This window comes from Aeromonas sp. 2MA4 (assembly GCF_029237305.1).
GTDB classification, from domain to species: Bacteria; Pseudomonadota; Gammaproteobacteria; order Enterobacterales; family Aeromonadaceae; genus Aeromonas; species Aeromonas salmonicida.
In genome coordinates, this window is the sequence record NZ_JAACFY010000019.1 from 35,379 (window position 1) to 54,454 (window position 19,076).

Genomic DNA, 19,076 nt, shown 5'->3' on the forward strand with positions numbered 1-19,076 from the left:
GGCTGACTCACACTTATTTTCGGGTACTTTTTGGACGCGTTGGCGTGCTGGCTGGAATGACAAACCGCGCAATAAAAAGCCGCTCCCGGGAGCGGCTTGCAAACAGAGAAGCAGAGGGATCAGGTCGTGGTCTGACGGATACCGAAGTAGTCGGCCAGGAAGTCATCAAACGACAGGCTGTCGCTGCGTTCACGCTCCCGCTGCTTGGCCAGGGATTCCCGCGCCTCGGCGGCGAAATAGGCTTGATCCCAGTACTGCAGCTCACCGGCCAGCATCTCTTCCCGGTAGCGGCTCGCCAGCTCGTCGCCGAAGCAGCCGTTGTCCTGGCCGCTCGAAAGCAACTGCTTGAGCAGACGGGCAGAGTAGGTCAGATCCGGGTTGAGCAGCTTCTCCCTGTGCATCGCAAGGGTCTCGCGGTAGCGATTGCGGCCACAGCAGCGATCCAGCAGCTCGGCCACCTGGGCCAGCTCGTCAAACAGCTGGAGGCCGTACTCCTTGAGGCCGATGGCGTTGCCCTGCTCGTCTTCCAGTTCCAGGCCGGGGCGACGCCCTTCCAGCACCACCTTGTTCTGGTTACGGCGATTGCGGGCAATCTCCTCGTCCCCCAGCACGGGAGACGGGCGCAGCAGACACCAGACCAGGAAGAGGTCGAAGAAGCGGATCTGATCCGCATCGATACCGAATGGCGTGAAGGGATTCACGTCCACGGTGCGCAGCTCGATATATTCGATGCCACGCTGCTCGAGCGCATCTGAGGGCTTCTCGCCGCTGCGCGGCGTGCGCTTGGGCCGGATCGGTGCGTACAGCTCGTTCTCCAGCTGCAGCACGTTGTCGTTGAGCTGACGATACTCGCCGTTTACCTTGACCCCAATCTTGGCGAAGTCGGGATCATGGGTGTTGATGGCACGACGCAGGCTGCTCACATAGTCGGGCAGGCTGTCGTGGCTTATCTTCAAGCCTGCCTGAGCGCTGTTGGTGTAGCCGAGATCGGATAACCGCAGCGCTGTGGCGTAAGGCAGATAGAGGGTGCCCTTGCCAGTTTTCTGGAACGGCAGGCTGCTCTTGCGCCCCTTGAGGAAAGAGTCACAGATGGCCGGCGAGGCGCCAAACAGATAGGGCACCAGCCAGCCGAAGCGGTAGACATTGCGAATAAGCCCCATGTACTTGTCGGAGATGAAGCGCTGGCTGCAGCAGCCCTCGCCCACCAGATCCTGCCACTCGCACCAGAAGCTGTCCGGCATGGAGAAGTTGAAGTGCACCCCGGCAATCACCTGCATCAGGCTGCCGTAACGGTTCTTCAGCCCCTGCCGGTAGAGGGTCTTCATCCGCCCTATGTTGGAGCTGCCGTACTGGGCCAGCCGTATGCTCTCCTCATCGCCGACGAAGCAGGGCATGGAAAGCGGCCAGATCCGCTCATCACCGAGATGGTGGATGGCGTGACGATGAATGTCGCCCAACTGCTCCATCAGGCTGTCGATGGAGTCGGTCGCCGGTGTGATGAACTCCAGCAGGCTCTCGGAGTAGTCGGTAGTGATGTTGGCGTGGGTCAGCGCAGAGCCCAGACTCCTGGGATGATCCGTCTGGGAGAGAGTCCCTTGCGGGGTAATGCGCAGACATTCACGTTCGATCCCGCGCCGGATCCCCTTGAGGGCCGTCAGCCGATCAGGCGAACCCAGGGCGGTCAACAACTCGGTGAGTGACAAGCTAGTCGTAGTCATATTCACGGCTCATGTGTGGCCGCCCCTCAGGGGGGCGACGCTATTTTTATGAAGCGGCCTCAGGGCAGCTGCAACGGATAGATGGGAAGATGAAGCTCCTTCAGGGGTTTTTCAAGCTTTTGCTTGTCACCCACCACCACAATCACCATGTCAGCCGGATCGAGCCAACGGGCGGCACTGGCTTTGAGCACCTCGGGTGACACCGTTTTGATCAGCTGGTTCTGGGCCTGCACATAGTCCGGCTTCAGGTCATACATGATCATCTGCAGCAGGAAACCGGCCTTCTGACCGAGGGTTTCGTAGGAGAGGGCATCCTGCTGGGAGACGGCACTGCGCATATAGGCCAGCTCCACCGGCGTCGGGCCACTGTTGCGATAGTTGTCCATCTCTTTGAGGAACTGACGGATGGCATCCACGGTCGCATCGGCCCGCACATTGGCGCCGGTGGCGAAGGTACCCACCTCGCGATTGGCGGAGAAGCCCGAGCTGGCGCCATAGGTGTAGCCCTTGTCTTCCCGCAGATTGAGGTTGATACGGCTGTTGAAGTTGCCACCCAGGTTGAAGTTCATCAGCCCGGCGGTGAAGTAATCCCCCGTGGTATCAAACGGCATGGCGCGACGGCCAATGCGGATCACCGACTGGGGAGCCCCGGGCTTGTCCACCAGATAGATACCCGGCTTTGCCTGCTCGCCCTCGGGCTTGAGGCTGCCAAGGGTTGGCGCAGCCCCCTTCCACTGGGTCAGGAAGCCAAGTTGCTCCTCCACCTGCTGCTGGGCTACGTCACCCACCACCACCACCTTGGCGTTGGTCGGGTTGTAGTAGTTCTGATAGAAGCGCTTCACATCCGCCAAAGTCAGCTTCTCGACATCGGCCAGCACGCCGTCGCCCGGTTGACCGAGGCGGTTCTCCTTGCCATAGACCAGCTCACGGAAGGCCTGGCCTGCCAGCCACTCGGGCTGCTGCTGGCTCTGCTTCATGCCTTGCAGCATCTGCGCCTTGACCCGCTCGAAGTCAGCCTCCCGCATGCCGGGGCGCTCGAATACCTCGCGTACCAGACCCAGGGTCTGGGGCAGCTTGTCGGTCAGGCTGCTGATGGTGACCAGGTTGCTGTACTGGGCACTGGAGACGCTGACGCTGGAACCGAGCTTTTGCAGCTCGTCGCTGAGCTGGGCCTCGGTCAGACGCACCGAGCCCTGACCCAGCATGCTGGCGGTGAGGCTGGCGAGTCCAAGCTCTCCCTTTCCCTCGGCACGCATACCACCCGGCAGGGCGATCATGATGGAGACGGCCGGGATCTCGTCACTCTGGGTACCTATGATTTCGATGTTCTTGTCGAGCTTGCCGTGCCAGATGGCAGGTACCTTGACGCTGACCGCCTCGCTCGCCTGGGGCTGCACGCTGCGATCGAAGTTGTCCTTGACCGGACGCAGCGCCAGCGGTTCGTCGTGCTGGCTGTAATCCGGCAACACCCGCTTGGCAGGGGTAAAGTTCGGCTTGGCCACCTGCCAATCCGTCTTGCCCTTGGGCACGACGCTCAGCACTACCGCTGGCTTGCCCAGGATGAACTTGTCGTAGGCCGCCTTGACCTGCTCAGGTGTCACTTTGCCGATGGCATCCAGGCTCCTGAACACATAGTTGGGGTCCTGGGCAAATACCTGGCCCATGGCGAGCTGGCTCACCTTGCCGGAGACGCTGTCGAGCCCCCAGATGGCGGAGGCACGGTAGCTGCTGATGGCCTTTTCCAGGTCCTCCGGTTTGAGGCCGCGACCGGCAAACTCGCCGATCACCTTGTCCACTTCCCCCTTGAGGGTCTTGAGGCTGCCATCTACCGTAGGGTTGGGATAGGCATAGACGGTCAGGGTGCAGGCCAGCTCCTCGCAGTAGTGGGAAGCGCCCACGTCTATGGCCTTGCCGGTTTTCACCAGCGACTGATAGAGCATGGAGCTGGCGGAGCCGCCGAGCACGTCGGCAAACATGTCCAGCGCCGGCTCCTGCGGGTCACCGAGCGACACGGTCGGATAGCTGATATAGAGCAGCGGCAGGTGAACCTTGTCTTCCAGCGTCACGTAGCGGGTCTCTGGCAGGGTTACGGGGGCCGGGGTCGGCTCTGCCACGTCAGGGCCACGGGGGATGGAGCCAAAGTATTGCTCAATCCAGGCCAGCGCCTGTTTGGTATCGAAGTCGCCGCCCAGGGTCAGGGTGGCATTGTTGGGGCCGTACCAGCGCAGGAAGAACTGCTTGAGGTCATCTACCCCGACCCGGTCCAGATCCTCCACATAACCGATGGGCTGCCAGGAGTAGGGATGGGTGCGCGGATAGAGCGCCTCCCCCACTTTCTCGCTCACCAGACCGTAGGGTTGGTTGTCAATGCGCTGGGCCCGCTCGTTCTTGACGGTGGCGCGCTGGATCTCGAACTTCTTCTGGCTGACCGCATCGAGCAGGAAGCCCATGCGATCCGCTTCAAGCCAGAGCACCTTTTCCAGCTGATTGGCCGGCACAGTCTCGAAATAGTTGGTTCTGTCCTTGTTGGTGGTGCCGTTCATGCTGCCACCCGCCTCGTTGATGATCCGCATATGCTCCTGATCACCGACGTGCTTCGAGCCCTGGAACATCATGTGTTCGAAGAAATGGGCGAAGCCGGATTTGCCCACCTGTTCACGGGCCGAGCCTACGTGATAGGTCACATCCAGGTGTACCAGGGGATCGGACTTGTCGGGCGCCAGGATCACGGTCAGGCCGTTGTCCAGCTTGTACATCTGATAAGGAATACCGAGCTTGCCCTCTTCCTTGACCTGCTCCGATACCAGGGTAGGTGCCGCGAGCGCCGGCAGGGTGAAGCCCAGAAGAATGCTGAATGGAATGAGTTTATTCACGGTTACCTCGTGAGTGAAAAAAAGGGCTAGAAAATATGACTGGCCAGCAGAAAAATCAGGGCATAACGCAACAATTTGCCGAGCCCGATCAGGATGAGAGAGCGCCAGAAGGAGAGGCGCAGCCAACCGGCCAGCAGACAGAGACCATCGCCGACCACGGGTGTCCAGGCCAGCAGCAGGCACCAATGACCATGCTGTTTGAGCCAGCCGAGGGCTTTTTGTTCCCCACGGCCTTGAAAATCTTCCGGTTTTTTCTTGAAGGTGGCGAGCCAGCCAAGCCACCAGGTGGTCATGGAGCCGAGGGTATTGCCCAGGGTCGCCCACAGCAGCAGGCTGGTCATGCTCCACTGCCCCTTGGCGGCCATGGCCCCCAGCAAGACCTCCGAGCTGCCAGGCAGCAGGGTGGCGGAGGTGAAGGCGCTCAAAAACAGCCAGCCCAGCCCCATCTCCATCAGGTCATTCATGTGGGATCACCATAGGCAGCAAACTGACGACGCTGGGTGGCCCAGTCGACCATCGGGCACGGCCGCCATCATGACCTTCCTATGAGGTCGTGTTCGGCCGCAGGCATGCGCAGCAGCAGCTTGCCACGAACATGGCCCTCCTCGATGGCCTGATGGGCCAGCCCGCCGTCTGCCAGTGCAAACTCGGCAGAGACGGTCACCTGTACCTGCCCCTGACGCAGCAGGATCAGTATCTTGGCCAGTTGCTCGCTGTCGGGGTGCACCAGCATGCCGAGTACCTCAACGCCAGATCCCGCCGCCGCCTCCTTGATCTGCTGGGCCGTGATGGTGGGTACAGTCACCAGTTTGCCACCGGGCTTGATGCAGGCCAGCGCCGCCTTGCCGCTCTCGCCCCCCATCAGATCCAGCACCAGATCAACCTGACCGGTGTGATCGACGATCTGGGCAACCCAGTCAGGGTCGTGATAATCCACCATCTGACTGGCTCCCAGACTATGGAGAAAACTGTGATTGTCGCGGCTGGCCGTTGCCACCACCTCGGCACCATCGGCAGCAGCAAACTGCACAGCCAGATGGCCCACGCCGCCCGCACCGGCCAGGATCAGCACTCGCTGTCCCGGCTTGAGGCCACCGTGCTCAAACAACCCTTGCCAGGCGGTGAGGCCCGCCAGCGGCAAGGCAGCCCCTTGTCCCAGGGGCACGCCATCGAGCTTGATCAGCTCCCCCTCACTCGCCACGACGGATTCGGCATAGGCGCCCCCTGCCAGCGGAAAACCCACCATGCCGCACACTAGATCACCCTCTACCAGTGAAGTGACGCCAGGGCCGACTTTCTCTATCACGCCCGCCACATCATAGCCGGGTGTCCAGGGCAACTTGTCCTTGTTTTCGGCCGCCGCCCAGCCCAGGCCGGCGCGGGTCTTGGCATCAATGGGATTGACCCCCGCAAAGCAGATGCGCACCCGGACCTCCCCTTCTGCCGGCACCTTATCGAGGGAAGGGTTGAGCTTGAGTACCGAGGGGTCGCCGAATGCGGTAATCTGTAGCTGCGTCATTGCACAATCCATCCTGTTGATTGATCAAGGGTCAACAGAATAACAGCGAGGACACCATGGCTCGAATGTTTCTTATTCCTCTGTTGCTGGCTCTGGGGTGGTGGGCCTTGCTGCTCTACTTCCGCATCCCGCTCAAACAGGGGGCCAAGGGGTTTTACTGGATCATCGGCATAGGTGGCGGACTGGCCGCTTTCCTCAGCCTGATGATGGTACTGACTCACTAGCCAGGCGCCGCTCACGTCGCAAAAGAAGGGCCACCCCGAGGTGGCCCTGATTTCAACCGGCTTGCGAGCTGAGATGGTAGTGGCGGTTGCTGCCCTGCCCCAACACCCCCTCCGCCAGCAGATGCTGGAATACCTTGTCCACCTCCTCCAGCGACAGCGAAAGGGCCTGCGCCACCGAGCGCTTGCTGCACTTGAGCTCGCCGCTCTCCAGCACGGAGCGCACCTGGGCCACCACAGCCGGCTCGGGTTCCGGCTTGCTCGCCACCATGGGCACTGTGGCCGCCAATTCGGCCTGCCGCGCAGCGGCCTGCTCCCGTGCCTGCTGCCAATGCCACATGCGGCGAAAGCGGTTCTCCTCGCCAATCAGGCTGACGAAGAAGGCGCCGAATACATCCAGCAGCACGGAGAGGAAGCAAACCAGCAGAAACTGTACCTGGCTGAGGCTCATGCCCACCCCATCCGCCAGGCTGCTCATCAGCCCCAGCATGGAGGATTGCTCGTTGACCGGCTTGGCGTCACGCTCCTGGCGCAACTCATCCTGCTGCAACCTGAGCTTGGTGTTGGCCTGCTGCAAGCCGCTGACGCCGCTGGAGATCCGCGCCATCTCTATGTACTTGCGCGCCGCCTCCTCGTTGAGCTGGATCTGGCGTTCTATGCTGGCGATCTGCTCGTCGAAACGGGCCAGCTCCCGCTCATGTCGCGCCTGCTGACTCAGCACAGTGTTGGTGGCACTGTTGATGCCGCCTATGCTGCCGCCGATGGAGATGGCCGCCAGCACGCTGTAGAACAGCAGCGACCAGAAGGCACCGCCGAGATCCCGCCGCGCCTTGCACTCGCCATATTCGTACCAGACATAAAACTTGCCCAGCTCGAAGATGATGGCCAGGCCGCCGAACAGCCACTTCATCAACGGGTTGTCATCGATGGAGAGAAACAGCAGCAGGGAGAAGACGATGGAGGCCAGAATGGCCAACCCGGTAAAACTGTACACCGTGGTCAGTGCGAACCACCCCTTGGGGTAGCGCAATACGGCAGAAGCCTGTGTGGTCATAATGAAGAGGGGATGCCGTGCAGGAAAAGTTGGCTGCCGATTATAGTCGCCGGACTCACAGAGAGAAGGGCAAACTCTTGAATTCCTTCAGATAGAGAACCAGCTGCCCAGAGTGCGACCAAATCGAACAAATCGGCAACAGAGACGCGCTACAATCGCTCCTCTGACTTAATCCCGTTATGCGGTTATATGCGGTTCCGCCCAGGTTCAGCCCGGCAGGACTACACTGATCCGCTACTGTCACTACCCGAGGCCATCATGAACAAAACGACCACTATGCTGCTGTCCCTACTGCTGGTGAGCGGTGCCCCCGCTGCGCAACAATCACAGGATAATGGCGGTTCAACCTTCTCCGTTGATGAGCTGTCATTCAATCTGGACTGGGACGACAAGCAGTTCAACTGGTCGCAAACTGACTGCCTCGATCTGGGAATGGGGGACGCGCGCGCTACCGATTGCAAACGGGTAAGGCTCAATCTGGACGATCAGGAAAACCGCAACCAGCCCCCCAGCACCAACGAGATGCCGGCCAACCAGCAGAGTGGCCAGTAACAATGGGAGTATTCTTGCCATGAATCCATTCAAGCGCTACCCCACGATTAACCGCAGCGCACTGCTGCTCTCCCTGCTCGTAGTGCAGGGCACCGCTTTTGCTGCGCCCCCCTCCAAAGGAGCCGACGGCATCAACATCTCCGGCAATGACATCAAGATCGATCTCGACTGGGATGACAAAGAGTACGACTGGTGGCAGAACCACTGCCTGGATATCGATATTGGCGATGGCCGCATCAAACTCAACTGCGACAAGATGGATGGCAAGTACCGGGATCACTACAACCGCAGCATCCACAGCGGCAACAACCCGGGACAAGGTCACGACAAGCACAAGGACAAGAACAAGGGCAACGGCAACGGCAAGAAGAACTGAAGTCCCTCTCCTGATGCAGCAGGGGCCTGATGCCCCTGTGCTCATTTCGTTACCAGTAATTCTCCGCACTGATGTTGCCGGGGGCTCGCCGCAGGTTCTTGGCCAGCCCGAGTTCCAGCAAGGTCTGCTGGGTCTCCTTCACCATGGCCGGATTGCCACAGATAAGCACCTGGCTCTGCTCGGGTGAAAATGCGAGCCCGACTCGCGCCTGCAGTCGCCCGTCGGCGATGGCCGCCGGGATCCTGCCAGCCATTGCCCCTGGCCACCCTTCGCGACTGACGAAGGGAACATAATGAAAGCGCGCCCCGTGCTGCTCGGCAAAGCTGGCGATCAGCCCCTGGTAGCTAAGCTCTTCTCCTCTTCTCACCCCATGCACCAGCATCAGGTTCTCGAAGCGGTCGAAGGCCTCGCCATCCGCCAGCATGGAGAGAAAGGGGCCTATGGCGGTACCGGTGGAGAGCAACCAGAGATCGCGACCGGACGGCACCTCGTCAAGGATCAGAAAGCCGGTGGCCTGAGACTGCACCAGCAGGGTGTCGCCCTCCTGCAGAGAACCAAGAGATGGCGTCAGCTCACCGTCCGGGATCTCGACCAGATAGAATTCGTGATAGGGGGCTGAGGGGGGATTGACGAAGGAATAGGCTCGCTGGATGCGGCGCTCGCCCTGCGCGAGGGCCAGTTTGGTAAATTGTCCTGCCTTGTAGGGGGCAAGCTCTGCCGCCACGCGCAGGGAAAACAGGGTGGGGGTCCATTCGATGCGCTCGATGACGCGGCCTTCGACCCAGGCTGCCATAGGGATCTCCTCAAGAGGAACAGAGCTTCACTCTACCCTTTGATCCCAAAATAAAAAACCCGCGCAAATGCGCGGGTTTTTTTGCAACAGCGAATCGCTATTACAGGGCAACAACCTGAACTTGTACGGTTGCTTTGACGTCAGCGTGCAGCTGAACAACAACTTCGTACTCGCCGGTGTTACGCAGAACGTTGCCCATGCGGACCTCGCTCTTGGCAACAGCAACGCCGGCAGCAGTGATGGCATCAGCCACGTCACGGGTACCGATGGAACCGAACAGCTTGCCTTCGTCGCCAGCTTTGGAGGCGATAACAACAGCAGCCAGTTCACCCAGCTTGGCAGCGCGCTCTTCAGCGGCAGCTTTACCGGCAGCCAGTTTGGCTTCCAGTTCAGCACGGCGAGCATCGAAAGTCTCGATGTTGGCCTTGGTAGCCATAACGGCTTTGCCTTGCGGGATCAGATAGTTACGGGCGTAGCCAGCTTTAACAGCGACTTGATCACCCAGACCGCCCAGTTTGGCGATTTTGTCGAGCAGGATAACTTGCATTACCTTTCCTCTATGGAAGTTGAGTTAGGCTTAAGTGCCGGGCCGATTCTTACTTGTTGTGCAGATCGGTGTACGGCAGCAGAGCCAGGTAACGAGCACGCTTGATGGCGCGTGCCAGCTGACGCTGATACTTGGCGCGGGTACCGGTGATACGGCTCGGTACGATCTTGCCAGATTCAGTGACGTAGTTTTTCAGAGTAACGATATCTTTGTAGTCGATCTCGGTAACGTTCTCGGCAGTGAAGCGGCAGAACTTACGACGACGGAAATAACGTGCCATGGCCTTTATCCTCTATTCAGTGATCCAGAATTACTCTTCGGAAGACGCTGCTTCAACAGTATCTTCGCGGCGCTCGTCGTCACGACGGACGAAGCGCTCTTCCTTGGCCTTGGCCATCGGAGAAACTTCAGTCACGGCGTGCTTGGTGCGCATGATCATGTTGCGGATAACGGCATCGTTGAAGCGGAAGTTGGTTTCCAGTTCATCGATAACGGCTTGCTCTGCTTCCACGTTCATCAGAACGTAGTGAGCTTTGTGCAGCTTGTCGATCGGGTAAGCCAGTTGACGACGGCCCCAATCTTCCATGCGATGGATAGTACCACCCGCGGTGGTGATAGCACCGGTGTAACGCTCGATCATACCGGGTACTTGCTCGCTCTGGTCCGGATGAACCATGAAGACGATTTCGTAATGACGCATTTTAGCTCCTTACGGATTAATTCAGCCTCCGCCCAGGTGCAGCCAGACCTCGGAGGCAAGGAACGTATGGTGTGTTTAGACGCTGCTTTCTAGGGCGGCGTATTGTACGAAATCACATCCCTCACTGCAACTGGCCGCCGCAGATGTTTTTATCTATGGGTATGATACAAAACATCAATTGATAACAATTATCATTTAGATCTATTCTATCTCCATAATCTTATGGAGGGTGTTTCCATGCAACCCGCGCTGACTACGGCCATCCCGGCCCGCAAATTCAAGCTTACCCTGCTCGGGCCCGCCTTTATCGCCGCCATCGGCTATATCGATCCGGGCAACTTCGCCACCAATATCCAGGCAGGCTCGACCTTCGGTTATCAGCTGCTGTGGGTGGTGGTGTGGGCCAATCTGATGGCCATGCTGGTGCAGACCCTCTCCGCCAAGCTCGGCATCGTTACCGGCAAGAACCTGGCGGAACACATACGCGACAGGCTGCCCAAACCGGCGGTCTGGGCCTACTGGGTACAGGCGGAGATCATCGCCATGGCGACCGATCTGGCCGAATTCATCGGCGCAGCGGTCGGCTTCAAGCTGCTGCTCGGCGTCACCCTGCTGGAAGGCGCCGGCATCACGGCCGTGGTGACCTGGGGCATTCTCATGCTGCAGAGCCGTGGCCAGAAGCCACTTGAGTTCGTGGTTGGCGGCCTGCTGCTGTTCGTGGCGGCGGCCTATATCGTCGAGCTGGTGTTCTCCCGCCCCCACCTGCCGAGCCTGCTGGAAGGGGCTCTCTTCCCCGGCCTGCCCAACAGCGAGGCGGTCTATCTGGCGGCCGGGGTGCTCGGTGCCACCGTGATGCCCCATGTCATCTACCTGCACTCGGCGCTGACCCAGCACACCCAGGATCAGGGCACAGTGCCTCAGCGGCTTCACACCACACGGGTAGACGTAGCCATTGCCATGACCATAGCCGGCTTCGTCAACCTGGCCATGATGGCGATGGCGGCCGCTGCCTTTCACAGTTCTGGCAACCAGCAGGTGGCCGAACTCGAATCTGCCTACCAGACTCTCACTCCCTTGCTCGGGCAGGCGGCCGCCACCCTGTTCGGCCTGTCCCTGGTGGCATCGGGCATCTCCTCCACAGTGGTAGGAACCCTGGCAGGACAAGTAGTAATGCAGGGTTTCGTGCGTTTCACCATACCGCTCTGGCTACGCCGTGCCATCACAATGGCTCCCGCCTTCGTGGTGATCGCCATGGGGCTCAATACCACCGAGATCCTGGTGCTGAGCCAGGTGGTGCTCAGTTTTGGTATAGCGCTGGCACTCATTCCGCTGCTGATCCTGACCGGCGATCGAGCGCTGATGGGAGAGTATCGCAACCATCCGGTGACTCAGGCTGTCGGTCGCCTTATCGTCGCACTGGTGATCGGCCTCAACGCCTACCTGCTGGTCGCCATGATCTAGCGCTCACGACCGGCTACGCAGGCCGGCTCATTAACCCAGGTTAATGAGCCGGCCTGCGCTTTGGCGTATGCTGCTCTCTTTTCATCTGCGATTAGCGGGAGCCATCCATGGAACATACCCGAGCCAGCTTCGTGCTGGGCCATCATCATGAACCGGCCAGCGTGGTCTTCTGCCAGAGCGGCGACACCAGCCTGCTGGTCACCGATCTCACCCCCTTTCATCCGCAAAGCCACCTCTGGCCCGATCAACCGGGGGATGTGGGCGCGGTTTGCTGGGATGGCGGTGACGCCAGTGTAGGCCCCTGCCGGATGGGCGCCATCAGCCCGGAGGGCGAACTGTTCGTGGACAAGGATATACCGGTCAAGCGGGGCGCCGAAGGGTGGGCCTTCGTGGTGGTGCATCCCCTGGCGGGCCATCACACTCTGGCCGTAGGCTCCCGGGTTGAACTGAAGGTGGATGCCGCTGCCCGCCACTCCTTAAGCCTGGGTCACAGCGGCTGCCATCTGGCGGCGCTGGCCCTCAATCGGATGCTGACCCCCTACTGGCGCAAGGAGGTGAGCGAGCGCGATGCACTCGATCAGCCCGACTTTGACCGCCTCGCCATTCAGACCTCGCGAGTCGAGCCCATGGGCTCCCGGGAGCAGTACCGCATCGGCAAGAGTCTGCGCAAGAAGGGGGTCAATAATGACGCTTTGTTGGCGGAACTGGCGCAGATAGAGACCAGCGTAAACCAGCAGCTGGCAGACTGGCTGGCGGCCGATGGCGAGATCCGCCGCAGCCGTGCTGGCGAGGCCATCATAGACTCGCGCTACTGGCACTGCATGCTTGAAGGTAAAGAGGTGACCATTCCCTGCGGTGGCACCCATGTGGCCACACTGGCCGAACTGGGCCAGGTGCGGGTAGAGCTCGCCCCCTGCGAGGAGGGCTTTACCCTGACGACTCTGGTCACCCCTTGAGTCAAACATCAGGCCGGGCGGCGCCCGGTCTGATGCAGCTAGGGATCAGGCAAGACGGATCAACAAGATACCGCAGAGGATCACCAAGGCGGCGCACAGTCGTACCCGCCCCAGTTTCTCCCCCAGCCAGCACCAGGAGAGCAGCACGGCAAACAGTACGCTGCTCTCGCGCAGCGCCGCCACCAGCCCGATGGGCGCCTGGGTCATGGCCCAGATGACGATGCCGTAGGCAAGCAGTGACAAAGCGCCGCCGAGCGCACCGGTACGCCATGCCGCGAGATCGAGCGCGCGCCAGGCGGTGCGACTCTGCCAGCGCATCAGCAGCGGCATCATCAGCGCAGTCAGGGCAAACAGCCAGAGGGTGTAGCGCACAGGCGCCCCGGCCGAGCGGGCACCCGCCCCGTCCGAGAGGGTATAGGCTGCGGTAAACAGCGCCGTGATCAGCACGGCGCTCAGGGCCCCAGACGCCAGTTTGATGCCACCGCGCCAGGCCATCAGCAGCACACCGCTCACCAGCACCAGAGCGCCTGCCACCGCCAGCACTCCCGGCACCTCCCCCAGTAACAAGGCCCCGAACAGCAACGTCACCAAGGGCGCACTGCCACGCGCCAGCGGGTAGATCTGGCCGAATTCCCCCAGCCGATAGGCCCGACCGAGAAACAGACAATAGCCACAATGCAGCAGGATGGAGAGCGCCAGCCAGGGGTATTCGGCAGGCACAGGCAGCCCGACCAGCGGCAAGAAAGGGGCGGCAAACAACCCGGAACAGAGGGAGACAAGCAGCACGCTGACACGCCCCTCGGCCTGGCGTTTGGCCAGTGCATTCCAAAGGGCGTGCAGGAGCGCGGCCAGCAGGATGGCAGCAAAGATGGTAGGGGTCACGACAGGGTTCCGATAGCAACAGGCCGCCCAGCATAGCCGGTTTACCCGGCCATGACAGAGAGCGGCCTCATAAGATGCCTGTTTTTCTCACCCATCGGCCTGCTGCCGATGGGCCTGGCCTCAGCGCAATCGGCGCTGCCAGTGAATGGCCAGCAGGATGAAGCTCACCCCGACCCAGAGGTTCCAGGCCGGGATCTCGCCAAACAGCCAGATCCCCATCAGCACCACGAACATCAGGCCTGAGTATTCGGTTGCAGCAATACGGTTGGCCTCCACCTGCCGATAGGCGTAGATGCAACTGGCATGATAGAGCAGTTGCATCACGCCGCTGCCGCCGATCAGTGCCAGCAGATGCCAGTCCACAGGTTGCCAGTGATTCACCGCCAACCCAGCCGTCAATGGCAGCGCCAGCAAGTTTGCCCAGAACAGGGTCGCCACCACAGAGATCCCCGCAGGCAGCTTGCGGCCGGTGACATTGAACAGCGCCAGAGTGAAGGCGGTCACCAGCGCGCCCAGACCCGCCAGATGGAAATCTCCCGGCTTGAGCACGAACACGACGCCAAGCAGCCCCATGCCCCCCAGCAACCAGACCCGGGAGTTGATCTTCTCCTTGAGCAACCAGGCCGCCAGCGGCAATGTCAGCAAGGGTGAGACATAGAAGATGGCGTTGGCCGTGGCCAGCGGCAGCTGGGTCAGCGCCAGCATCATGCCGCCACCACCGAGCAGGCAGAGGTGACCACGCAGCAGGTGCCATTTCCAGGCACCCAGTCCCCAGGCCGATCTCGGCACTCTCAGCATGAAGGGCAGCAACACCAGCAGGGTCAGCAGCTGGCGCAAGAACATGTATTGGAAGGGGCTGAAACCGGGGCCGATCAGCTTGACCAGCACATCGGAGAAGGCCTGGGCCAGATTGCCCAGTACCAGAGTGATGATGGCGAAGGTTTGCAGGTCCAGAGCGAACCGCTTGCGCAACAACTCCATCAGCGACAGCCACTCGAGTGACGAACGCAGATAAAATGGCTCAACGGCTTAATTGCTGAATCTTGTTTTGTATTAATGGGATAAAAAACCATTTTTAAACCTATCCATCAACGGTTGCCGATTAATCACTCAAAGGGTACCCAGTAATATGGCGTCGAGCACCCGTTTTCTTTACTACCTCAAGACATAATAATTTCATTGTTATGCTTTAAAGGTATTAAGACGAGGTCATGCCAATGTGGGGAATGCCATCTTCCAGATAGGGTTCACCCACGGCGGTGAAGCCATGGCGACCATAAAAACCCTGCAGATGGGCCTGGGCTCCCAGATAGATGCCGACCCCGGGCCACAATTGCTCGCACTCCACCAACGCCTGCTGCATCAGTCGATGACCGAGACCGTCACCTCTGGCCTCCGGCGATGTCACCACCCGGCCGATCACCACCTGGTGCGCCTTGGCCACATCAGGCGCCATCAGTCTGGCGTAGGCCACCAGCACGCCATCCTGCCAGCCGAGCAGGTGCTGCACGTCGGGACGCTTGTCGACGCCATCCAGATCGAGGAAAACGCAAGTCTGCTCCACCACGAAAACGCGGGATCTCAGCACGAGCAATTCATAAAGCTCATTGACGTCGAGTTGTTCAAAAGATTTGAGGGACCAGTTCATGGGAACTCCTTGCTCATCGAGAAAGGCAGCATAGCCAGCCGCGCGGGCGCAGGCATTAACCTTTGTTAAGATCCTTCAGCCGCTTGCGAATGCGGCTCAGGCTGATGGGGGTGATGCCCAGATAAGCGGCTATCTGGTGATCCGGCACCCTGGCATCCAGCGCGGGGAAACATTGCAGGAAGTGTTGATAACGGGCCTGGGGGCTCTCGGTCAACAGCAGCAACTCTTTCTCTTCCTTGATACGCAACTGCACCGCCAGCAAGTGGTGATACCAGGCGGACCAGCAAGGGAGCTGACGCAAATCCCTCAGGTTGAAGAGTTGCAGGCGGCATGGCTCCAGCGCCTCCACACTGTAGCGGGCGGGTTCACCACTGAGCAGATGATGGAAGTCGATAAACTCATCCCCCTCCCAATAAAACTCCTTGATGTACTCGCGGCCATCCGCCAGCACCACCTTGGCGCGCAGCAGCCCCTGCTCCACCTTGACCAGCAGGTCGGGTCTGTCGCCCGCATGCCAGAGGCAGGTACGAGGGCTCAGGGTCAAAGGCCGGGCAAAAGAGAGGAGGCGCGCGGCCTCCTGCTCATTTGTGACCTGATCCCGACTGAACGGGGGTCTGTCCATCCCGTTCCCTTAAGCGCGACGCTGACGCACGGCTTCGAACAGACAGACACCGGTCGCCACCGAGACGTTGAGACTGGATACAGCCCCCGCCATCGGAATGCTGACCAGCTCGTCGCAGTGTTCGCGAGTCAGGCGGCGCATGCCCTTGCCTTCGGCACCCATGACCAGCGCCATGGGACCGGTCAGCTTGGCCTGATAGACATCGTGATCCGCCTCACCGGCAGTACCGACGATCCAGACTCCGCGATCCTTCAACTCCCGCAGACTGCGGGCCAGATTGGTGACCTGGATAAGCGGCACCACTTCGGCGGCGCCACAGGCAACCTTGCGCACGACCGAGGTCAGGCCGCTGGCCTTGTCACGCGGCACTATCACCGCATGGACTCCGGCCGCATCGGCACTGCGCAGGCAGGCGCCGAGGTTGTGCGGATCTGTCACCCCGTCCAGCACCAGCAGGAAGGGTTGAGCCTTTTGCTCGGCCAGGTTGTCCAGCAGGCTGGCCAAGTCGTGCTCGGCCAGCTTGGGCGCCTCTATCACCTTGGCCATGATGCCCTGGTGATTGTTGCCTTCCGCTTTGTCATCAAGGGTCTTGCGGTTCACACTCTGCACCTTGAGGCCGAGAGATTCCATCTCGGCCAACAGGGGGTGCAGCCGGTCGTCATCCCGGCCCTTGAGGGCCCACACTTCGATGAAACGCTCCGGGGTGCGCTCAAGCAGCGCGGATACAGCGTGAATGCCGTAGATCAGTTCAGTACTCATTTAGTGCTCTTGGCCTTATCGTGAGCCTTTTTGCTCGGTCGTCTGTTGCTGGGCTTGGCACGGCCACCCTTGTCGGATTTGCCGATATTCTTGCCCTCTTTGCGTTTCTCGTGGCGCTGGGCGCTCTTGGCTTTCTCGCTCTTGATCTCGGCCTGCTTACGCGCCATCTCTTTGGCGTTCTTGCCGGTGGCCTGGAGCGGCTCTTCCACCATCACGAAGTCGATCTTGCGATCGTCCAGGTTCACGCCCATCACCTTGACGCGTACCTTGTCACCCAGACGGTAGCGACGGCGGAAGTTCTCGCCGATCAGCTGCATGTGCAGGGGATCAAACTGGTAGTAGTCGTTGGTCAGGGTGCTGACGTGGACCAGACCGTCGATGTGGATTTCCGCCAGACGGACGAAGAAACCAAAGCCGGTGACGCTGGCGATGACGCCGTCGAACTCGTCACCCACGTGATCCAGCATGTACTCACACTTGAGCCAGTCGGCCACGTCGCGGGTCGCATCGTCGGCACGGCGCTCGGTCATGGAGCAGTGCTCGCCCATGGGATCCACTTCTTCCAGCTGGTAGTGATAACCACCGCTCGGGGTCCACTTGTGGCGCAGGTTGGGCTGCTGCTCCTTGGCCGCCTGATACTTGATGGCACGGTGCAGGATAAGGTCGGGGTAACGACGGATCGGCGAGGTGAAGTGGGCATATGACTTCAATGCCAGACCGAAGTGGCCGATATTGTCTGCCTGATAAACAGCCTGACGCATGGAGCGCAGCAGCATGGTGGAGAGCAGCTCGGCATCCGGACGCCCTTCAAACTTGGCGGCCAGCTCAGCAAAATCTTTCGGCTCGGGCTCGAGGCCGCCCTTGAGCTCCAGACCCAGTTCGGCCAGGAAATCACGGAAACCGGTCAGGCGCTCTTCACCCGGACGGTCGTGCACCCGGAACAGGGCTGAGGCTTCGTTCTTCTCGATGTAACGGGCCGCAGCCACGTTCGCCTGGATCATGCACTCTTCGATGATCTTGTGGGCGTCGTTGCGCACCAGCGGCACTATCTGGTCGATCTTGCGCTGGGCGTTGAAGATGAAGCGGGTCTCTTCGCTCTCGAACTCCACCGCGCCACGCTGGTGACGGGCGTGCTTGAGCGCCTTGTAGAGGTTGTTGAGCTCTTCGATGTGGCCCACCAGCGGGTCATATTGCTGACGCAGCTTGGGATCCCCATCCAGAATGGCCGCGACCTTGCTGTAGGTCATGCGGGCATGGGAGTTCATCACGGCTTCGTAGAACTTGTAACCGGACATGCGACCGGCGGCGGAGATGGTCATCTCGCACACCATGCAGAGACGGTCGACCTGCGGGTTCAGGGAACACAGACCGTTGGAGAGCACCTCCGGCAGCATGGGCACTACGAACTCGGGGAAATAGACGGAGTTGCCGCGCTGATAGGCTTCAGCATCCAGTGCAGTGCCGGGCTTCACATAGGCAGAAACATCCGCAATGGCAACCCACAGACGCCAGCCGCCACCGCGCTTGGCTTCACAGAAGACGGCGTCATCGAAGTCGCGGGCATCTTCCCCATCGATAGTGACCAGCGGCAGAGCACGCAGATCGATACGACCCTCTTTGGCCTTTTCCGGCACCTGTTCGCCGAGACCGGCAACCTCTTTGGTCACCTCTTCCGGCCAGGTATGCGGGATACCGTGGGTACGCAGGGCGATTTCAATCTCCATGCCCGGCGCCATGTTCTCGCCCAGCACGTCCAGCACGGTACCGACCGCGTTGATGCGGGAGTTGGCGCGCTGGTTGATGCGCACCACCACGACCTGGCTCTGGCGAGCGCCCTTGTTTTCCCCTTCCGGGATTATGATGTCCTGGCCGATACGGCTGTCATCCGGCACCACGAAACCCACGCCATTTTCGACGAAGTAACGGCCGACGATATCCGCTTCACGAGACTTGAGCAGACGCACCAGTCGCGCTTCCTGACGACCCTTGCGATCGATCTCGGTCGGTTGCACCAGCGCATAGTCGCCATGCATCAGGCGCTGCATCTCGCGGTTGTTCAAATAAAGATCCGGTCCACCACCTTCCGGGCGCAGAAAACCGAAACCATCTTTATGGCCAAGTACATACCCTTTTACCAGATTAAGACGATCCGGCAGGGCGTAACATTGGTTGCGAGTGAATACCAGTTGCCCATCGCGCTCCATGGCGCGCAGACGACGGCGCAAGGCTTCCAACGGCTCTTCGTCGGTCAGCTTGAGGGCCTTGGCCAACTCATCACGGGTCATGGGTTTTTCATGACCCTTGATGAGCTCCAGCAGCATCTCGCGACTGGCGATGGGGTTTTCGTATTTTTCGGCCTCGCGTTGGAGGAAAGGATCTTTTTGAGACATAAGCA

The 19,076-nt window shown here is 60.3% G+C and carries 20 protein-coding genes; 5 read left to right on the forward strand and 15 right to left on the reverse strand.

Annotation, left to right across the window (positions count from 1 at the left end):
* Positions 1–119: 119 nt before the first annotated feature.
* The 4 genes from gshA to GWQ31_RS17525 all read right to left on the reverse strand — a co-directional run bounded on the left by gshA (position 120) and on the right by GWQ31_RS17525 (position 6,122).
* Positions 120–1,718: a glutamate--cysteine ligase gene (gene gshA, locus GWQ31_RS17510; RefSeq protein ID WP_021138611.1), complete on the reverse strand. Its 1,599-nt coding sequence runs from the start codon at positions 1,716–1,718 to the stop codon at positions 120–122.
* A 59-nt stretch (positions 1,719–1,777) separates the two neighbouring features.
* On the reverse strand, positions 1,778–4,591 hold the full coding sequence (locus GWQ31_RS17515) for a pitrilysin family protein (protein ID WP_275909904.1): 2,814 nt from the start codon (positions 4,589–4,591) through the stop codon (positions 1,778–1,780).
* 26 nt (positions 4,592–4,617) lie between these two features.
* Positions 4,618–5,055, reverse strand: coding sequence for a VTT domain-containing protein (locus GWQ31_RS17520; protein ID WP_021138609.1), 438 nt, complete (start codon positions 5,053–5,055; stop codon positions 4,618–4,620).
* A gap of 68 nt (positions 5,056–5,123) precedes the next feature.
* A complete protein-coding gene (locus GWQ31_RS17525; protein ID WP_155602295.1) occupies positions 5,124–6,122 on the reverse strand; it encodes an NADP-dependent oxidoreductase in 999 nt (332 codons plus the stop codon).
* A 44-nt stretch (positions 6,123–6,166) separates the two neighbouring features.
* On the opposite strand from GWQ31_RS17525, the gene GWQ31_RS17530 reads away from it, so the two are divergent.
* Complete coding sequence (locus tag GWQ31_RS17530; RefSeq protein WP_162265158.1) at positions 6,167–6,334, forward strand: hypothetical protein; 168 nt, start codon at positions 6,167–6,169, stop codon at positions 6,332–6,334.
* A 52-nt stretch (positions 6,335–6,386) separates the two neighbouring features.
* Here the strand turns inward: GWQ31_RS17530 and GWQ31_RS17535 are convergent, their stop codons facing one another.
* The gene (locus tag GWQ31_RS17535) at positions 6,387–7,385 is read right to left on the reverse strand and encodes a Preprotein translocase subunit SecY (protein ID WP_275909905.1); all 999 of its coding nucleotides are present in this window, start codon (positions 7,383–7,385) and stop codon (positions 6,387–6,389) included.
* 258 nt (positions 7,386–7,643) lie between these two features.
* Between GWQ31_RS17535 and GWQ31_RS17540 the strand changes: the two genes are divergently transcribed.
* Both GWQ31_RS17540 and GWQ31_RS17545 read left to right on the forward strand, forming a co-directional pair.
* Positions 7,644–7,937 (forward strand): hypothetical protein, encoded by a 294-nt coding sequence (locus GWQ31_RS17540; protein ID WP_238583092.1) that lies wholly within the window; start codon positions 7,644–7,646, stop codon positions 7,935–7,937.
* Positions 7,938–7,956: 19 nt separating this feature from the next.
* On the forward strand, positions 7,957–8,313 hold the full coding sequence (locus tag GWQ31_RS17545) for a hypothetical protein (protein WP_275909906.1): 357 nt from the start codon (positions 7,957–7,959) through the stop codon (positions 8,311–8,313).
* A 49-nt stretch (positions 8,314–8,362) separates the two neighbouring features.
* Here GWQ31_RS17545 and GWQ31_RS17550 read toward each other — a convergent pair whose 3' ends face one another.
* The 4 genes from GWQ31_RS17550 to rpsF form a co-directional block, all read right to left on the reverse strand.
* Complete coding sequence (locus GWQ31_RS17550; RefSeq protein WP_265461893.1) at positions 8,363–9,106, reverse strand: ferredoxin--NADP reductase; 744 nt, start codon at positions 9,104–9,106, stop codon at positions 8,363–8,365.
* Between the two features lie 100 nt (positions 9,107–9,206).
* On the reverse strand, positions 9,207–9,653 hold the full coding sequence (gene rplI / locus GWQ31_RS17555; protein ID WP_005313386.1) for a 50S ribosomal protein L9: 447 nt from the start codon (positions 9,651–9,653) through the stop codon (positions 9,207–9,209).
* 49 nt (positions 9,654–9,702) lie between these two features.
* The gene (gene rpsR, locus GWQ31_RS17560) at positions 9,703–9,933 is read right to left on the reverse strand and encodes a 30S ribosomal protein S18 (RefSeq protein WP_005313392.1); all 231 of its coding nucleotides are present in this window, start codon (positions 9,931–9,933) and stop codon (positions 9,703–9,705) included.
* A gap of 30 nt (positions 9,934–9,963) precedes the next feature.
* Positions 9,964–10,353 (reverse strand): 30S ribosomal protein S6, encoded by a 390-nt coding sequence (gene rpsF / locus GWQ31_RS17565; protein WP_005313395.1) that lies wholly within the window; start codon positions 10,351–10,353, stop codon positions 9,964–9,966.
* 237 nt (positions 10,354–10,590) lie between these two features.
* On the opposite strand from rpsF, the gene GWQ31_RS17570 reads away from it, so the two are divergent.
* Together GWQ31_RS17570 and GWQ31_RS17575 are read left to right on the forward strand one after the other, a co-directional pair.
* Positions 10,591–11,814, forward strand: a complete 1,224-nt coding sequence (locus GWQ31_RS17570; protein ID WP_017411976.1) for an Nramp family divalent metal transporter — start codon at positions 10,591–10,593, stop codon at positions 11,812–11,814.
* 107 nt (positions 11,815–11,921) lie between these two features.
* The gene (locus tag GWQ31_RS17575; protein WP_275909907.1) at positions 11,922–12,770 is read left to right on the forward strand and encodes a hypothetical protein; all 849 of its coding nucleotides are present in this window, start codon (positions 11,922–11,924) and stop codon (positions 12,768–12,770) included.
* 45 nt (positions 12,771–12,815) lie between these two features.
* Here the strand turns inward: GWQ31_RS17575 and GWQ31_RS17580 are convergent, their stop codons facing one another.
* From GWQ31_RS17580 to rnr, 6 genes are all read right to left on the reverse strand, one after another.
* A complete protein-coding gene (locus tag GWQ31_RS17580; RefSeq protein ID WP_059111718.1) occupies positions 12,816–13,652 on the reverse strand; it encodes a DMT family transporter in 837 nt (278 codons plus the stop codon).
* 120 nt (positions 13,653–13,772) lie between these two features.
* Positions 13,773–14,633: a DMT family transporter gene (locus GWQ31_RS17585; protein WP_275909908.1), complete on the reverse strand. Its 861-nt coding sequence runs from the start codon at positions 14,631–14,633 to the stop codon at positions 13,773–13,775.
* 217 nt (positions 14,634–14,850) lie between these two features.
* Positions 14,851–15,300 (reverse strand): GNAT family N-acetyltransferase, encoded by a 450-nt coding sequence (locus tag GWQ31_RS17590; RefSeq protein ID WP_275909909.1) that lies wholly within the window; start codon positions 15,298–15,300, stop codon positions 14,851–14,853.
* 55 nt (positions 15,301–15,355) lie between these two features.
* A complete protein-coding gene (locus tag GWQ31_RS17595) occupies positions 15,356–15,922 on the reverse strand; it encodes a Crp/Fnr family transcriptional regulator (RefSeq protein ID WP_265461896.1) in 567 nt (188 codons plus the stop codon).
* Positions 15,923–15,931: 9 nt separating this feature from the next.
* Positions 15,932–16,681, reverse strand: a complete 750-nt coding sequence (gene rlmB, locus GWQ31_RS17600; RefSeq protein ID WP_005313416.1) for a 23S rRNA (guanosine(2251)-2'-O)-methyltransferase RlmB — start codon at positions 16,679–16,681, stop codon at positions 15,932–15,934.
* Positions 16,678–19,071, reverse strand: coding sequence for a ribonuclease R (gene rnr, locus GWQ31_RS17605; RefSeq protein WP_111587996.1), 2,394 nt, complete (start codon positions 19,069–19,071; stop codon positions 16,678–16,680). Before rnr ends, rlmB begins: the two co-directional genes overlap by 4 nt.
* Between the last annotated feature and the right edge of the window lie 5 nt (positions 19,072–19,076).

Coding starts and splice junctions, on each gene's coding strand:
- gshA (WP_021138611.1), bottom strand. CDS start 1,718: ATGACTACGACTAGCTTGTCACTCACCGAGTTGTTGACCGCCCTGGGT.
- GWQ31_RS17520 (WP_021138609.1), bottom strand. CDS start 5,055: ATGAATGACCTGATGGAGATGGGGCTGGGCTGGCTGTTTTTGAGCGCC.
- GWQ31_RS17525 (WP_155602295.1), bottom strand. CDS start 6,122: ATGGATTGTGCAATGACGCAGCTACAGATTACCGCATTCGGCGACCCC.
- GWQ31_RS17530 (WP_162265158.1), top strand. CDS start 6,167: ATGGCTCGAATGTTTCTTATTCCTCTGTTGCTGGCTCTGGGGTGGTGG.
- GWQ31_RS17535 (WP_275909905.1), bottom strand. CDS start 7,385: ATGACCACACAGGCTTCTGCCGTATTGCGCTACCCCAAGGGGTGGTTC.
- GWQ31_RS17540 (WP_238583092.1), top strand. CDS start 7,644: ATGAACAAAACGACCACTATGCTGCTGTCCCTACTGCTGGTGAGCGGT.
- GWQ31_RS17545 (WP_275909906.1), top strand. CDS start 7,957: ATGAATCCATTCAAGCGCTACCCCACGATTAACCGCAGCGCACTGCTG.
- GWQ31_RS17550 (WP_265461893.1), bottom strand. CDS start 9,106: ATGGCAGCCTGGGTCGAAGGCCGCGTCATCGAGCGCATCGAATGGACC.
- rplI (WP_005313386.1), bottom strand. CDS start 9,653: ATGCAAGTTATCCTGCTCGACAAAATCGCCAAACTGGGCGGTCTGGGT.
- rpsR (WP_005313392.1), bottom strand. CDS start 9,933: ATGGCACGTTATTTCCGTCGTCGTAAGTTCTGCCGCTTCACTGCCGAG.
- rpsF (WP_005313395.1), bottom strand. CDS start 10,353: ATGCGTCATTACGAAATCGTCTTCATGGTTCATCCGGACCAGAGCGAG.
- GWQ31_RS17570 (WP_017411976.1), top strand. CDS start 10,591: ATGCAACCCGCGCTGACTACGGCCATCCCGGCCCGCAAATTCAAGCTT.
- GWQ31_RS17575 (WP_275909907.1), top strand. CDS start 11,922: ATGGAACATACCCGAGCCAGCTTCGTGCTGGGCCATCATCATGAACCG.
- GWQ31_RS17585 (WP_275909908.1), bottom strand. CDS start 14,633: ATGGAGTTGTTGCGCAAGCGGTTCGCTCTGGACCTGCAAACCTTCGCC.
- GWQ31_RS17590 (WP_275909909.1), bottom strand. CDS start 15,300: ATGAACTGGTCCCTCAAATCTTTTGAACAACTCGACGTCAATGAGCTT.
- GWQ31_RS17595 (WP_265461896.1), bottom strand. CDS start 15,922: ATGGACAGACCCCCGTTCAGTCGGGATCAGGTCACAAATGAGCAGGAG.
- rlmB (WP_005313416.1), bottom strand. CDS start 16,681: ATGAGTACTGAACTGATCTACGGCATTCACGCTGTATCCGCGCTGCTT.
- rnr (WP_111587996.1), bottom strand. CDS start 19,071: ATGTCTCAAAAAGATCCTTTCCTCCAACGCGAGGCCGAAAAATACGAA.